This is a genomic window from Xenorhabdus anantnagensis (assembly GCF_028598555.1).
Classification (GTDB): Bacteria; Pseudomonadota; Gammaproteobacteria; order Enterobacterales; family Enterobacteriaceae; genus Xenorhabdus; species Xenorhabdus anantnagensis.
Genome location: NZ_JAQRFN010000024.1, coordinates 17,125 through 34,029 on the forward strand (window position 1 = coordinate 17,125; position 16,905 = coordinate 34,029).

The window sequence follows — 16,905 nt, forward strand, 5'->3', positions numbered from 1 at the left end:
TATATCAATATAATTATTTCCCCTTCTTTCTTATTTTCAGGTGGCTTAGTTTTGTTTTTTGCATGAAGAGGTTATTCTTCATTTAAACTAAAATAACCACATTTGTAACAACACCAGTCAGTCACCTTGAATAATAAGAATAAATGGCTACTATAATAACTCTATGCCTATAATTTCATGTGAATTTACCCCCTGTCTTCAGGGAGGATTTTATGCGTTTTGTCTTTTCTTATAATAATCACCCTGTCTAAATGAATATAATTTAAATTTAGAGTGCATTAATTCAGAGAGCATCTGGACTGTACTGGTTAAATTATAATTTCAAACGAAAAACTGATAATATTTTGTTATCGGTTTTCAATTATGATTTAACACTGAATATTTTTTTATTCATCGTTCGTTTTTATTCACAGGTGTGACTCTTATCTTATAAGTTAACATTTAAGAAAAATCTTATAAAACATCATTCAGTCCTTTTTAATAACGCTAGCAGAAAAGGCAGATTAATGCTCTTTGTTTAAATGCTTAATGGGTTTAAATGAAAATAAATAGATTTGTTTTTTTGATTGACTGGTTTAATAAACCAAAGATATTGATTTGTGATGCAGGATATATTGCAAATTGGATAATAAACATCAAAGATAGCCTGTCCCTTTTTTATAAACACCTATTAATAATTAACGAATTAATTTATTTAACTATGGCAAACATAATCTCAAACAAAATAAGAGCCGGACTCTTGGGATGGACTGTATTCGTTATTTTGCCTGTACAAGCAGATACTGCCCCTGTTGTGCCCCAAATACAGCAACAGAGACAGGAACCGCCTCTGGAGGCTCCTTCTGCGGTACTGGACAGTCAGCGGCAACAGCAAAAAGCCTTGCTTGAGGCGGCGCATCAACAACGCGAGGATTTACAAAAATTCCAGTCATTGCCCATACCGCCAGCTGAGCGTGTCCCGGCAGATGACACCCAGTGCGTCACGATTAACAACATTACGTTTCAGGGGGCAGGTGCTTTATCTGAATCCGCACAGCGCAATCTGGCACAACCCTATTTACATCATTGCGTTACGCTCGCGGGGCTTAAGCAACTGGTGCGGACGGTGAGCAATGCTTATATCGCCGAGGGTTATATCACCTCGCAAGCATACCTGCCGGAACAGGATTTGACGGAGGGGCAACTTCGCATTGCGGTGATAGAAAGCGGGGTTGAAGCCATTGAAATTGAGGGTAAACCACCCCGTACGGCAAAGATGCTGTTTCCTGACAGGGTGGGACACATCTTAAACCTGCGGGATATTGAGCAGGGATTAGAACAACTTAACCGCCTGAGTTCTTCACGCTTTACCATTGATATCCAGCCCGGCACCCAACCGGGCTATTCCATTGTGCATATCCGGCAACAGGCCGGCTTTTTTCCGGGCAAGGTGCGGTTAAATCTGGCCAACAGCGGACAAAAGGGGATCGGGGAGTATCAGGCCAGTGCCGAATTGACATTAGATACCCCGTTGGGTTTTGGGGAGCAGTGGTTATTTTCCTGGACGCAGGATACGGATTTCAGGCCAGAACACCACAACCGTAATCTGGCCCTGTCCGTGAGCATCCCTTATGGGTACTGGACGGCACGTTATCACTATTTTCGCAATACCGCCCTGCAATCGCTGCAAATAATGGCTAAAAATTATCCCTATGCCAGTGAGAACCTGATCCATCAAATGGATATCGGCCGGACTCTGTACCGTGATGGCAGACAAAAGCTGGGTTTACAGTTTAGCGTACGGCATAAAACCGTGAAAAAGGCGTTGGGGGGTTACACCCTCACCACAAGCAGCCCGGTGATCAGAACGGCCAATATTCATCCCCAGTACAGTACCCGGCTGGGCGGGGGCTATTTGACATTCAGCCCCACCTTTGAATACGGGAACGTGGTGATATCACCCCCCTTGGCTGCCCGAAACACGTTCCGTAAATTCAATTTGAGCAGCAGCTATTACTATCCGATTACCGCCAATACCGCTTATTTAACGTCATTTTACGGGCAACTGAGTCCTGACAATCTGTTGTTTTCTGAACAACTGTCATTGGGGGGATTGTATTCAGTGCGTGGATTTAAAACGCAATCCCTGAGTGGCAACCAGGGATTTTTTTTGCGGCAGGAAATTATTCACGCGCTTAATCCTGTTCAGGTTGATGCGCTGACACTCACCGGGGCATTGGATTATGGCTATTTATTTGGACAGCCCCGTTACGGGGTAGAAGAAGCCCGGTTATTGGGCGCGGCTTTTGGCGTCACATTGAAAAAGCGTGCGTTGAGTGCCCGCCTGATGCTGGGTAAACCTTTGCACTTCCCACACACACTTAAACCGGATGCCTGGTCGCTTTATGCGGCGGCCTCACTCGAATTTTAAGTTTCCCCTGATAAAAGGTACTGATTATGTCCAGGAAACACGTTCCGAAAATGAAGCCCCTGAGCTATCTGCTTATTTATATCATGGCGGTATATCCACTGCATCCCGCCATGGGGGCGGCCAGTCAACAGGCCGAAACGCCTTCGTACGATGAGACCACGGTGGTGACCGAGCACTACATTATAGAAGACGAAGATTATACCCTCCAACGATTTGTGCCGGTTGTGAATATTGCCCGGCCTAATGCAGCGGGAGTGACCCGTATTCCCTGGGGGGAACTGAATGTCTCAAGGGGAAATGACATCGTGTTTAATAATGCGCTCAGTGAGACAGAGCTTTCCAATGTAGTGCCCGGGGGTAAAGTCTGGGCCAACCCGAATTTTGACGGGAAAGCGGCTAACCTGATTGTTAATGAAGTACTGGGGCAATCGCCTTCACAACTGGAAGGGGTGATTGAAGTGGCGGGGCAAAAAGCGGCAATGGTTATCGCTAACCCGAACGGTATTCACTGTGACCCCTGCCATTTTATTAATACGTCCAATGTCACCTTAACGACAGGAGATCCACTATTTTATCCCGATACCGGGAGGCTGGCGGCTATTGATGTCAACCAGGGCACTGTCACCGTCGGAGAACAGGGAATTGATGCGACGAACGCAGATTACCTGGATATCATCAGCCGTGCCACCGTGATTAATGGTGAAATCAGGGCTAAAAATCTGTCGCTGACACAAGGTGCCAATCGGGTTGATTTTCATTCTGGACAGGTTATTCCCATTGAAGGGCAAGGGGTAAAACCCCAATTGGCGGTTGATACGCGGGCGATGGGGGGCATGTACGCGGATAAAATCCGCCTGGTGGGCACAGAAAAGGGAGTGGGTGTTAATCTCACCAATCTGAGGACAAGCCAGGATGATATCGGGTTAGTGGTTGACGGTAAAGTGACCCTGAGTAAGGTACAGGCTAAAACGGATATTAATGTCCGCAGTGATGCCATTGACATTGACAAGGCCGCTGTGTTCAAGAAAAACGTGATACAGGCAGGGAAAGATATTACGTTTGCCGCGAATAGGTTGACGAATCAGGGGGAGGTGACGGCAGGGAATGATATGCGCCTGTTTGTTGACCATTTAAATAATGAGAATTATTCGTTGCTTCAGGCAAACCAGAACTTGTGGTTGCAAAAAGATGCAACGGGTAATTTATCGACCCGGGTTGACAATAACGGTCTGTACGCAAGACTGAACGCGGCGCAGGGCGATCTCGTTGTCCGGACTAAAGAATTGACCCACAGCCAGAGAGCCGGACTGACTTCGGGGGCGAATGCTTACATTAATGCGACTTCGCTTGAGATGAGAGGAGAGAGTGTTAACCCGACTGAGAATGACAAAAACCGGATAAGTGCCGCGAAAAATCTCATCTTAACCGGCAATACATTTGATGCACGATATGGCAGGCTTGCAGCTGGAAATAGCCTGGTTGCTGATTTCAAAGATAAACTCACCGTGGACCAAATGGAAATTGCTGGCCAACATGTTTTGATGAATGCGGGTAACATAAGCTCTTCTTATGACAAATTTATGTTACCTGACCAAACAAGACACGCGGAATATAATGTCTCACTTATAGCGGATCGTGACCTTTCTATTGGAGGCACAGATTTTTTGCAGACTCCCAATAGACTGACGTTAATTGCGGGAAATGACCTCTATATCAACGGCGCAGCCAAGGTATTGGACTGGTCCAGTCATCATCTTGATTTTCTTGCACGTAAGGGGAATATTCATCTTTACGGCCCTGGAATGGCATCTGAACGTTCTGGCTGGCTGAAAACTTCTGATACGTTGCGAATGCAGGCAGGGCAGTCTATCCGCTTGAGTGACAATGTGAGCCTGAGCGCGAAGAAGGACATCGAATTGATTGCAGGTAAGGACATTTCACTGATTGCAGACAGGTATAATAAGGTGCCGACACGGCAATCGACGGTGGATGCCAATGGCATTTTGCGGTTGTGGGCCGATCACGGTATCCAGACTAATAACGTGAGCCTGCATGGGGAACACATTGAGCTGATGTCGGATAAAGGCGCGATAAACCTGGCATCGTCCTCTCCGAACGCAGGCGTTACTGCCAGAGAAGATGTGCGGTTAGTCGCTGACAGCGATATCGACATGACTGACATCCCTGTACACGCGAAAAATGTTGAGTTTCTTTCGCGCCAACGTAACATTTCCGTACGGACTTCCGTACTACAGGGCATTGAGAATCTGATCAGCGTCAGCGATACCATACGCCTGTTTGCAGGCAATTCACTTTTTTTTGTCCCCAAAAAGCCGTTTAACTTAGCCAAAAACATTACGTTAAATACAAATTATCTGGGGCTTACTGATCTAGAGGTGAATGCAAAGGAAGATTTAACGCTGGTTGGTAAGATAATTTCCTTTCAGAATACCATCTTGAGTGGGAAAAATGTTGATCTTATCGCGCGCGGCGAAGAGGGGCTTCTGTTGTTTGGTGAGATTGGCGGGAGCCACAAACCTTTATCTCTTAGGGCCTCAGAAAATTTGCGGATTTCGGCAGATAAAAATCTGGTGCTGGGCTGGTCTCCGACGCCCGATAACACCTGGATGCAGGCGCACAATCTTTCGTTAAGTGCCGGTCAGGATCTTACTGTTACCTCAACCCAGTTATTAAAGGTGACGGGCGATCTGCAGTTGTTTGCGGGCAATGATGTTAACTTGGTCGGGGCGGGAATGGAGGCCGGGCAACAAATCAGGGTGGGCGCGGGCCGGGATATTGTTATGCACAGACCCGATGCAACAGACTGGCTTCAGACTGTTGACAGCGAGGTCGCACGAATTGATGGTGCCGGCGGGGCTAAGATTGTTGCCGGTGATCATCTGCAACTCCGCGCAGGCCGGGATATTACCGGGCGGTTTACCCAACTCACCTCGACGGGCGGTGATGTTTCCGTTAATGCCGGCCAGGATCTGGCTTTCCTCAGTCATAAATATGTTTCTGGTGCAAACATTGTCGCGGGGATAAATGCCCTCAATGCCGGCAAAAACCTGATACTCTCTGCGGCAGGGGATCTGTCAGCCAATGCCGCAAACCTGACTTCTGGCCGTGATATGACGATATCTGCGGGGGGAAATATCCGTTTTGAATCGGTACAAGAACAGCGCGAGGAAGGCAATACTGAATATTTTCTTCACCGCCCCAGCCAGTTGAATAGTGGGGGAGCACTCACCGTCAGCGCTCAGGGCAGTATTTTGTTTCAGGCAACCTCATTGGCAGCCAAAGGGATAATGGATATTGCGGCCAAAGGCGGTTTTCTGTACGCACAGGCCATGGAAGAGATCTATAAATGGGAAGAAACCAAGAAAGAATGTAGGCGCATCCTGGGTGTAAAATCTTGCCGGCTGGCAGGTTCGAAGACCGAAACACGAAAAAAAGAGCGTTCAACCAATAAAGTGACTGAGTTTGTTGCCGGTGGTGATATTAATTTGATGGCAAAAGATGATGTCACGCTGGAAGCGAGCCGGATCGAAACTCATAACAATGCGAAAATTACCAGCCAGACCGGAAAAGTCAACTTTAAGGCGGTGCCCAATATCGCGTTTGAGCAGACTATCAAACATTCAAAAGGGTTTTTCATTACCCATCATGATCAAGGCAGTCATGAGAAAACCTGGGTCATCCCGTCAGTAAGGGTGGGGGGGACATTAACGGTCGATGCGGCGAAAGGCATTGATGCCGATGTGAAAATGAAGGAGGGACAGTTATTTGATGAGGCGTTAACCCATCTCGGCAATACCCCCGGCACAGAATGGATGAAAGATCTTCGAAAGCGTGATGATGTTCAGTGGCATACCGTCAAAGACGTCTACACCAGCTGGAACAAAAAAAACCAGGGCTTAAGTCCGGTTGCGGGGGCGATCATTGCCATTGCCGTTGCGGCGGTCACCGCCGGTTCGGGGTTAGCCGGCATGGCAGGACAGGGGGCGGTGGCGACAACAGGCGCAACGGGGGCGATGGGGAGCGCAATTTATGGGGCTGCGTATAGCGGTATGATTGCCCTGACCTCGCAGGCGGCGGTTGCCCTGGTTGAAAATCAGGGCAATCTCACCAAGGCTCTGGAATCTCTGGCGAAACGTGATTCAATTAAATCCCTGATCACGCAGATGGTTGTGGGGGGCGCATTAGCCGGGTTGGATCACCGGATGGGCTGGCAGAAAATCGTGAGCGATACGGGGAGGGTGACTCCCATGCCCACAGACGTCCAGCTTCCCCTATTGAACGATCATGACTGGGGGCAGGTTTTCAAGCGTGTCGCGGCACAGTCTGTCGTCAGTTCAACCCTCGGCACGGCGATTAATGGCGGCAGTTTTAAGGACAATCTGCAAACGGCATTACTGAACAATGTCGGCAATCAGATCCATGCGGAAGGCGCTAAACTGATTGGGGATAACGGGGAAATTCTGGGCGCGCCGGGAAAAATGCTGAGTCATGGTGTGGTTGCCGGCCTGAGTGCGGAAATTGCAGGGGGAGATGCCAAAGCGGCGGTGGCCGGTGCGCTGGCGGCTGAATTGGCGGCCATCTCGATGGAAAGCCGGCTCTTTGAACCGGCATATAAGAACGAAACTGAACGGCAAATGCATAAAATTCAGCAAGCCCTGCTGGGGAATGAAACCAAGGCCCAGACAGCGAAAGTTATCGGGGCATTGTCCGGGGCGTTGATTAGCCGTACCCCGGAAGGGGCTTATAGCGCGGCCAACAGTGCCGAACTGGTCTATCGCAATAACTATGAAGATCATCAGTGGGGTCGGATGGCGGATGAAAATGGCAGGGATATGTTGGCGGCATCCCAGGGCGATCACGCAGCGGCAGAACGTGTGGCCGCCCGGCGGGACGGGGCGATTGTGGCCCTTGCGGTTGCCGGTGGGGGATATGCGGGGGTTTATGCGGGCACTTTGTTGGTGGGGAGTTCTGCCCGCATGGTACAAGCGGGGCTGGCAGCCCTTGAGGGCTGTAAGGCGGGGTTTTTTCTGTGTTTGAATAAGGCCGGGATTTTTGCTGCCGATGTCGTTGGGTCAGAAGCGGCTTTAGGCACCGGTGCTGCAACGGGGGTGAAAGTCCTGGGCAGTTCGACAGAGACGACAAAGCATTTGGCCGAGCAATTGAGTCATACCTCAGCGTCGTTGTTTAAAAAGCAGAAGCCGGATACCAATGTGCTGGTACGTGGATTAAAAGACGATATCTCGTATCTGGAGCGTAATTCGGCGACCTCAACCGTCTCTGCGGCAGAATCGGGGATTCTGTGGGGACAGGGAAATATGAAACAGGGGATGCCGTGGGAAGATTATGTCGGAACGCAGCTGCCTGCCGGTTCACGGTTGCCGCTAGGCTTTAAGGTTTTTGACTATCATGATATAGATACGGGGTTGGCGGTGAGCGTGAAGTCACTGGATACCCAGACATTGTCAAAACTGAACAAACCGAGCCAGATATATTATTCTATTAAAGGCAATATTGATAAAGCGGCTCAATTTAGCGGAGCTTCACTTGCTGATAAAGAATTGACGTCAGCAATGATTAGCCGTAAGGAAATTCGCTTGGCGGTTCCGATTAATACAACCGCAGTACAGTGGAGTGAGGTCAATCGGGCTATTGAGTACGGGAAAACTCATGGCGTGGATGTGGTAGTGACACAGGTAAAATAAGATGAAAGAGATTGTAAAAACGGCCTGGGCTTCTGTGTTTGCCAATGAAGATTTTATCTGCATAACAACTTATTCAGGATATATCAGTTGCCAACGTGACCCTTTGGGTGCCCAGCATTTGGTGCCCCACAGCACTGATGATCAGGCGCTGGGGCGGTTACTCAAAGATGCGTTGGCACAGAGTCGTTTTGTAACCGCTGCTCCCCGTGATGATGTGTGGCAACATCCTGACGTGACTTTTGATAGGGGGCTGTATGATTATGACAGTACACTTCAGCGCTATGCCGACTGGGTAAAAAATCTGATGGCACAGTATCAGTACAAAACGAAACGCGCCCTGTTTAAGAAGATGAAAAAATGTTCAATAACATGTCAGGAAGGAAAAATGACTATCCGTCCAAGCTATCATAAAACACTGGAGTCCTGGACGGGAGATCATTTATCTGAATCAGACCACGTGATACTTGCTGCTGACAGCCCTGATGCTGAGATTGGCGCAGGGATAAGGCTGGCGCTGAGCCGGTGTAAAGGCTAAACCAGAAATCCCAGCCAAAAGCTGGGATTTTTTTATCTATAAGCATGATGGTGATGAAGTATTGGTATGAATATTTCATTTCATGGGATGAATATATTGGTGTTTTTATCGCTTAATTTACGGGGCTGTAATTTTCCACATTTAACTCTCAGGACTTAATGGAATATAATTATGATTAAAATTTATGTTGTAGTTATTCACTGTGGTTTTTTAGAGAAACCCCATAATAAAATGGGGTAAGAGGGCTGTTTTCTGATATTAGCGGTTACCATTTAAAAGTATTTCAAAGTGGTCTTAAAAGGACCAATTATTATTAACCTAATAGATTTTATATGACTATTTATAACATATCATTATGAGATTTATATCACAATTATCTACTCCAATTAATTTTCTTGGTTGATTTTCATTCTAATTAATAAGGTGGGTAATTATCTATTATATAGAGTGATGGACTGAATGACTTGATATATATTTTATTGGAATAAGATGTGATGAAAATGTATGTAAATTTAAAGTAGATTTATTTTTGTCAGAAAAAATAACGGATAAATATAGTAAAAATAAAAAGATATACTGGGTCGCGTATTCAAAATGTTGATTGGTCTTAAACATAATATTCTCTTTTGATAAAAGTCCTGATGACTTTGTCATGCATTTCCTGCAAAAAGGGGGGATACACGAGGAACAACAAATTGAATACGTGACCGTTATCTGGTAGGAGAAAAATCAGTGACAACAGCTATTATTGGTATATCGGAGTGACGAAAACGAATGTTAGCAGTGAGTTTATTTATATAATCCCAGAGTTTGCTAGTGGGCAGACTGAAAATATGATCCTAAGATCATTAATGGATTAATGGCGAAGAAATATGCTAGCCGTTAAATATTGCTCCTCATTTGAGGAGCAATATCATAGCTACATGAAGCTAAATGCGTTTACAAACTGATTTAAATAGCCCATAGGCTAAGCTCGCCAGCAATAATGAATTAATTGCTGGAACACCCCAGCTTGTCCCCAGACCAATCACGCTACCGATAATACTGGCGATAATGGCAGCCCAGCCGATGGGGGGCGTTTCATGTGGAAGTACGCCTTGTTCTCGGCTTTCATCCAACACCTTGCGATGGGAACGCAGAATATAGTAATCAACCAACATAATCCCAATAATGGGCGGGAAAATAACGCCCAACACAGTCAGAAAATCCACAAACCTTTCCAAGATACCCAGAATAGAAAGTAGCGTTCCAAGTATTCCAATAACGATGGTCGTTAGGGGATAACGGAGTTTTTTGCCAGTAATGCCTTCTACGGCGTTGATAATGCCTAATGATGAAGAATACAGGTTCAAGTCGTTGACCCTCAATGTGGAGAAAACGACAATCAAAAGACCCGCTCCTCCTGCGGCTTGCGACATAATAGTGACAACGTCCGACGTATTCAGAGCCTTTGCGATAAGGATCGCCAGACCATTAATCACAAATTCTCCCGCAATGATGGTCAGCAAGGTGATCCCAAAGACATGCTTGCCTGATTTGGTGTAGCGAGTCAGATCAGGCGTCATTAAGCTTGCAACAATCGCACCACCCACGACAATCGTGATACCCGCACTGATGGTTAAGGTATCACCAGAGTGAGGTAATTTGATAATTTCATGTAGTTGTTGACCAGTATTACCGGACAGCACGGTAGCGGAGATATAAGCAACCCCCAAAATAAACAGGGGAACTGCAATTCGGGCAGTAAACCGCAGTGCTTTAAAGCCAAAAGCAACCAATGTGGTTAATACTGTGCCGGATAATGCCGCTGCCCAGACAAATCCAAGTTTGTCGCCAGAGGCAAAGTTAAGTGAATGGGCAAAAATGGCGTTTTGGATACCAAACCAGCCTAATAAACTGATTGTAACAACCAGGCCAATTAACACTGATCCTATGCGGCCAAAACCACACCACCGAGCCAATAGGCTGCCGGATAGGCCTTCGCGCATTCCCGCAAAACCAAGCCCAAACGTGACAATGCCGAAGATCAGGCTGCCAATGAAAATAGCAATAAAGGCGTCGATCAAAGCCATAGAGCCACCGAGCACAGCCCCAAGCATAAATTGATCCAATGCAGTTAGCATACCCATATGAACGATAGCCACACTTAACAATGATACACGTTGTGTTTGTGGTACTCGGCTCAGTGAATAGTTTTCAATTCTAATCATAATATTTCGTGATTCTTCTGGGGTTCAAATAGGTTTATATAAAGCGAATGCCTTTTTCGACTAGGCGTTCAGGTATATAGTTGTCCAAATGTAAGTGCCTACAGAATTCTGCAAGCTGCTGAGGAGAATGGACATCGGATTTTTGATAAATGTTATATATTCTATTTTCTATGGTTTTGCTGCTCACATTATATATTCTCGCCATTTCTTTATTTGAAAATCTGTTGAGCATAAAAAAAATGATATCCATTTCGGCTTTAGTGAACAGCTTGGTATCAATTTTTGTCGTCAAAACGCTGGGTTTATGTTGATTGATATATTGTAAAGGGGACAATGTATCTAAAGACTTAGCATTCCATACGATAAAAATACATTTTTTTTCGTTGTTGTATACTGGAAATTTTTCACTAATGAATGGTGTTAAATGATCTTTACCATACCAATAATGTGTTTCTATGACAGAAATTTTATCTTGAAATTCTTCAGTTCTTTTATCATGCTCTATGAGGTCTTCGGCTAATTCAGCCCAATCAACCGGAAACTCATTATCAAACTTTCCTTCTATATCAAAATTTATGGGGGTATTAGTGTAGAGGTATGCAGCCTTGTTCATGTAGATATGACGAGATTTCAAATCTTTAATTCCCCAAGGCTCGCTCAGATGTTCCATCATGGCGATTAATCCCTTTAGATAGGAGTCGTTTTCGTTGTAGGGTAACTCCATTTTATTTCCTATTGCTAGATACTATGAATTTTTTCGCCAGATAAAATCGAGTATACTTGTGAGCGTATCCTACAAGCTTTCCATAGACTTTATATCCTAATTTTTCATAAAAGCCTCTAGCTTGAAAGTTAAAAGTATCAACATAAGCCATATGACAGTGTCTTTTTAATGCTTCTTCTTCAGCTTGTAACATAAGCTGCCTTCCGAAGCCTTTTGTACGGTGTTTTTCATTTACCCAGAGATATTGAATTTCAAGCCCTCCCCACCAAGTTTTAGCAATAAGACCGGCAATAATTTGGTTTTTATCATCAGTGATAGTGAGAAATATAGGTCGGATATCAACATCACTATATTGTTGGTTGTGTGCCCAGAGATTTTGAATTACGTATTCTTCATCTAGTGAATTTGGCGTGTCAGTAATATGTATTTTCATTTTGAAGGTTACTCTCTTATTAAAATAATTTCTTGACATTATTTTTTATAAACTTAATTAAATACATCCCAGGGTGTGGGTATTTCTTGCTCAACATTTAACCGCAAAATGTAAATATTGTTTTTTGATGGTATAATTTTTCATAAGAATTTAAAGAACTATCTTCCTGATGATATTTTAAACACTTTAAATGCTATTAAATTTGATTTTTACGAAATAAATGTCTTTGAAAGCTAACTAAAATAGTATGCCCACACCCTAAATACATTCAAACTAGTCTTTATCATATTTATAATTTAAGGTCAAGAGTGCTTTTCACTCATTTAATTTTTGATAAAAATAGTTATCTTTAATTAGGCTGGTGGAGATAGAAAAATACGAAATTAATCGTTACGTAGTAACTATATCCCACTCTTATTTATTACAAAATATATAACGTCAGGTTTAAGTATCACCAGGGAATTTTTATTTTAATATAAAAATAATTACAAAAGTTTTATATCTAACATCTGCGTATCCATATTAAACAATCAAGGTAGCCGCCAGACAGAGAGAATAATTTAATTAATATTTATTCTCATAATGTAAATACTGCTCTTTAATTTTATTGCTTGTTATAAAAGTTTAAAGAGCCGCTTATGTGGTCATAATTTACTCAGGATAAGAACATGAGCGTTTACTTTTTGCTCAGTAACTCAAAATCCGATTCCAATGCTTGCATTGCATAGTCGGGTTTCATCCAGGTTTATTGGAGAGGATAAAATTTATGGTCACCCCGTTTTTGCAACACTCATTTTGATGTGTGGTTGGCTTGCTTAAATCTATCGACGTCACTTTACTATAGGCAAGGGTGCCCGCACCCCAATGAGTTCCGCACCTGATGCCCCTAAAAATCTGTTCGACTGTCTCTCCTGTCTTTTCCATCAGTTTTGACAGCAGCTTACGCAGTTCCGAGACGCTGAGGGCGATCAGTCCCTCCAGCGTTTTTTTCTCCTGTATTCGCAGGACAGCCAGAACTGCATGGGCCAGTAACGACAAGGTTATATGCCGGTATCCACTTTTCCACCGTCGCACTTCGTCATGATCCAGCCCACATTCCCCCTTTGTCTCCTCAAAACCGCTTTCGATTTCCCAGCGGTGTCCGGCCACCTGAACCCGCGTCTTGAGGTCAGCCTGAGCTTGGTACGCATATACCACATAGTAAGCCCGTTCTTGTTTGTCATCCCGGCTACGCCGAACCAGCAGATAATGATCATAACGCCGTTCCTCTCCACTTAGCTGCAAACGCCAGAGCGGAACCCGTACCCAGTCATACCCGCGTTTTCCTTTTGTTCCCAGCCCCGCCACCAGAGTTTTTCATCTTTGGGGATCGCCAGTACAAACGGTTGATACCGGGACTCCAGCCAGCAGCACAGGTGACGGTCACGGCCATACACTTCATCGGCGGCTTCACAGAGGGGGCGGTCATCAGTCCACTGGCGGGGCAGGTATAAGGCCCGGTCAATAAAGGCATGACCGGCTGTGCCTTTATTGGCGCTGTACACCGGCAGAATGATGCCCTTTTTTGATAAAACTGGTCTTATCAATGATGAGTATGCCCTGTTCATTCCCCAGATATTCAGTGACATAATCACGAAGCGTATCGCGGGCAGCCTCCGCATCCCAATCGGCGCGCTCTAGGAAATACTGAATGCCATCAGGCAAACTTGTGGCGATTTATGTTTAAATCTTTATTGTCAGCCCGCAACGAGAGGCGCTTAAAGGATTTAGCTAGATCCGGCAGCTGGCAAGAGTTATCCCGGCTTAGCGCCTCTTCTTCTTACGCCCAGGTTGGGTAAAGCACTTACGGGAAGCAGAGTTGCCGTCGGATTTTTCGGCGTTTTTCGGTCCATTAAAGCCCGGCTTTTTAGCTGCAACGAGCTTAGTTTGCGCTTTTTTCGCCGGTTTTTCTTCGGACGATGAGTTTTCAATCAGCTTAAATAACTCGATCAGTTCATCGTCGGTCAAATCTCGCCACTCGCCCTGTGGCAGTCCTTTCAAGTTGACGTTCATGATGCGCGTGCGCTCAAGCCTAGTAACTTCATAGCCAAAGTGTTTACACATGCGGCGAATCTGGCGGTTAAGCCCCTGCACCAGCGTGATACGAAACACAAAGGGAGCTTCTTTCTGCACTTTACATTTTTTGGTCACCGTTCCCAGCATCGGCACACCTGCGCTCATGCCCTGAATAAACTCATCGGTCACCGATTTGTTAACTGTTACCACGTACTCTTTTTCGTGATTATTTCCGGCACGGAGAATCTTATTGACCAGATCGCCGTGATTAGTCAGAAAAATCAGTCCTTGGGAATCCTTATCCAAGCGCCCGATCGGGAAGATGCGTTTGCTGTGGTTAACGAAATCACTGATGTTATCCCGCTCACTATCTTCCATTGTAGTGATGATGCCAACGGGTTTATTCAGCGCGATAAGCACTAGGTCTTCTTCATCACGCGGCTCGATAAGTTGACCGTTAACTTTCACTATATCTCCGGCAAATACCTGATCGCCAACGGCGGCTCGCTTATGATTAATAAAAACATTCCCCTGTTTGATGTAACGATCGGCATCGCGACGAGAACAGATGCCGCTCTCGCTAATATACTTGTTAAGACGAATGGATGGGTTGGTCAGCATGGTTTCTCCGTAAAAAGCGGACTATACCTTACTCGAGTTACGTTGCGAAGCCTGATCGGGGCGAATTGTGCAGGGCTGTTTAACAGAGAGAAAGCGTGGTAATCCGGACTCGCTCAAAAACAGGGGAGCTTATCTGATGACCGCTTAATGCGATAGAACCGTTCATGAGCCATACCAAACAGTATTCTATTTTCAAGTATCAACATTCTCAAAATGAGACTTATTTTTCCTATAGAAAAACAAACTCAATAGAAGGCCAATACAAAAAGCAAGAATATGACCGGGTTTAGGGTAGTGCGCATAAATAAGATCTAAAACCATGGCTGACAATATTGAAAAAATAGCTGCAAACTTTAATGCACTAGTTTTAGCGCCACCTCTTCAAATAATCTTTTAGTTTGATGCTGTGTTAGCTTGACATGATTTTGGGTACGCGTACTGTCATACTATGACTAATAATAATGTGGTTCCAATACAGATGTTACCTAACCATCCAGCCCGCGATGCAATACGCCTTGAGAATATCTTCGTTGCTTTAGGTAATCCTATCAGACTTGCGGCATTGAACATAATTGCTCAGGGAGGTGAGTTTTTATGCTGTGATATATTGTCTGAGATTCCCAAATCGACAATGACTCATCACTTTCGGATATTGCGTGACAGTGGCTTGGTCTGGCAACAAAGGGTTGGGCGAGAATATCGACTGTCACTTCGACGTGAGGATCTGGAAGAGCGTTTTCCCGGTCTATTGGAGGCAGTTTTAACTCTGTTGACCAGTGATACGCTGACGGTAGGTACTATCATGCAATATCAAAAATGACCTTGTGATAGCTGGCTTTATGCCAGCTATCACGATGATCCAGTCTTTTCCTTAATCTGGTTACGATATTGAACACCCATCTTTTCCGCAGGCCGGAATATTCCCCTCAGTCTCTGTGACAGAAATGTCCCGGTCAGCCCACATTATTTCGATAGTTTTCAGCAGGTACTCTTTAGGTTGTGCGCCTAAAAGCATTTCCTTACCGTCAATCACAAAACAGGGAACAGAATTAATACCTGCGCTACCGGCAAGAATTTCATCTTTCCGGGATGCCGTCACAAAAGCGTCAGATCTCAACATGGCCTGAGTTTCATCACGATCCAATCCCAGCTCTGCTGTAATTTTCACCAATTCCTCATGGTCGGCCAGCGGCAGATTCTCAGTAAAGTAAGCGCGGAATAATCTCTCGCTCATTTCGGCACCTTTGCCCCTAGTTTCAGCAAACTTAGCCAGCCGATGAGCATCAAAAGTGTTGGTATATAAAACGCGGTCATAACGCATGTCTAAACCAACTTTTGCCCCCATTGAAACAATATGATCAATTATCTGTTTTGCTTGTGCCGGGCTTTTACCGTATTTACGCTCAATACGACCCTGTGTGGTCGTGGTGACTTCCTTAGCCGCGTTGGGGTCTAATTCAAAGGTTTTGAATACAACTATTGAAAATTCAGCATCTATTAGGAGGTGGTTAAGTGGCAGGTGTACGGCAGTTCGATGAACATATTGCTTTTGAAAAAGCGATGTCGCTTTTTTGGGAGAAGGGATTTGCTGAAACATCATTGCAGGAATTAGCTTCTGCTACTGGCATCTTACGAGGATCTCTTTATAACGCATACCAATCTAAAGAGGCTTTTTTTCTACGAGTGTTCGAGATGCACAAAGATTTGCTTCTGGATCAGATAAAACATTCGTTGGATAAGCCTGGATTACACGAGTCCATAGATAATTATTTTAATGTCATCATCGATTCAATGACGGTTGGCGAACCGGCTCGAGGTTGCCTATCAACCAAAGTGGCACTTAGTAGTAGTGTTTTGGATACTCAGATCCGTGAGGCTTTACAAGGTATGCTCGATGAAATTGAGCAGATCTTCAAAGCGCGACTCTCAAAATCTGAGAATCACGCTGAATTAAAAGTCACGCCGGAAGAAGCTGCCGTGTTACTTTTAACCTTCACTAGAGGACTTGTCGTTATAGAACGTGTTTATCAGGATAAAGTGAAGTTACTTTCTACGGCTAAAATATTTATGAGTTTACTCTTTTAAAAGCCCCTATTAAGGAACTTAATCGCAATGTCGGAAATGAGAATATATCGGGAGAGGGCGATACTTCATTTTATGGTGTTATAGACAAAAAGGTCGCTTAAACTGTCTT

10 protein-coding genes and 1 pseudogene are annotated in these 16,905 nt (G+C 44.9%); 5 read left to right on the top strand and 6 right to left on the bottom strand.

Going from position 1 to position 16,905, the window contains the following annotated elements; translation table 11 throughout:
• Positions 1 to 739: 739 nt before the first annotated feature.
• Genes PSI14_RS15550 through PSI14_RS15560 form a run of 3 tightly spaced genes read left to right on the top strand, consistent with a single transcriptional unit; the run spans position 740 to position 8,668 of the window.
• Positions 740 to 2,410 (top strand): ShlB/FhaC/HecB family hemolysin secretion/activation protein, encoded by a 1,671-nt coding sequence (locus PSI14_RS15550; protein WP_273576732.1) that lies wholly within the window; start codon positions 740 to 742, stop codon positions 2,408 to 2,410.
• A gap of 26 nt (positions 2,411 to 2,436) precedes the next feature.
• Positions 2,437 to 8,133: a DUF637 domain-containing protein gene (locus tag PSI14_RS15555; RefSeq protein WP_273576733.1), complete on the top strand. Its 5,697-nt coding sequence runs from the start codon at positions 2,437 to 2,439 to the stop codon at positions 8,131 to 8,133.
• Between the two features lies 1 nt (position 8,134).
• The gene (locus tag PSI14_RS15560; RefSeq protein WP_273576734.1) at positions 8,135 to 8,668 is read left to right on the top strand and encodes a contact-dependent growth inhibition system immunity protein; all 534 of its coding nucleotides are present in this window, start codon (positions 8,135 to 8,137) and stop codon (positions 8,666 to 8,668) included.
• A gap of 929 nt (positions 8,669 to 9,597) precedes the next feature.
• On the opposite strand, the gene PSI14_RS15565 is transcribed toward PSI14_RS15560, so the two are convergent.
• The 5 genes and pseudogenes from PSI14_RS15565 to rluF form a co-directional block, all read right to left on the bottom strand.
• Positions 9,598 to 10,878, bottom strand: a complete 1,281-nt coding sequence (locus PSI14_RS15565) for a cytosine permease (RefSeq protein ID WP_273576735.1) — start codon at positions 10,876 to 10,878, stop codon at positions 9,598 to 9,600.
• Positions 10,879 to 10,912: 34 nt separating this feature from the next.
• The gene (locus PSI14_RS15570; RefSeq protein WP_273576736.1) at positions 10,913 to 11,602 is read right to left on the bottom strand and encodes a helix-turn-helix transcriptional regulator; all 690 of its coding nucleotides are present in this window, start codon (positions 11,600 to 11,602) and stop codon (positions 10,913 to 10,915) included.
• A 1-nt stretch (position 11,603) separates the two neighbouring features.
• Complete coding sequence (locus PSI14_RS15575) at positions 11,604 to 12,035, bottom strand: GNAT family N-acetyltransferase (protein WP_273576737.1); 432 nt, start codon at positions 12,033 to 12,035, stop codon at positions 11,604 to 11,606.
• A gap of 984 nt (positions 12,036 to 13,019) precedes the next feature.
• A pseudogene (locus PSI14_RS20380) lies at positions 13,020 to 13,751 on the bottom strand (IS701 family transposase); the annotation flags it as partial.
• Positions 13,752 to 13,838: 87 nt separating this feature from the next.
• Positions 13,839 to 14,711, bottom strand: a complete 873-nt coding sequence (gene rluF / locus PSI14_RS15595; protein WP_273576741.1) for a 23S rRNA pseudouridine(2604) synthase RluF — start codon at positions 14,709 to 14,711, stop codon at positions 13,839 to 13,841.
• 448 nt (positions 14,712 to 15,159) lie between these two features.
• On the opposite strand from rluF, the gene PSI14_RS15600 reads away from it, so the two are divergent.
• Positions 15,160 to 15,531 (top strand): ArsR/SmtB family transcription factor, encoded by a 372-nt coding sequence (locus PSI14_RS15600; RefSeq protein WP_306309315.1) that lies wholly within the window; start codon positions 15,160 to 15,162, stop codon positions 15,529 to 15,531.
• Between the two features lie 60 nt (positions 15,532 to 15,591).
• Here the strand turns inward: PSI14_RS15600 and PSI14_RS15605 are convergent, their stop codons facing one another.
• Positions 15,592 to 16,311 (bottom strand): DsbA family oxidoreductase, encoded by a 720-nt coding sequence (locus PSI14_RS15605; RefSeq protein WP_306309316.1) that lies wholly within the window; start codon positions 16,309 to 16,311, stop codon positions 15,592 to 15,594.
• Here PSI14_RS15605 and PSI14_RS15610 point away from each other — a divergent pair.
• Entirely contained in the window at positions 16,224 to 16,796 is a 573-nt protein-coding gene (locus PSI14_RS15610) for a TetR/AcrR family transcriptional regulator (protein ID WP_273576742.1), read from the top strand. The two genes, PSI14_RS15605 and PSI14_RS15610, sit on opposite strands and share 88 nt — an antisense overlap.
• Positions 16,797 to 16,905: the final 109 nt, after the last annotated feature.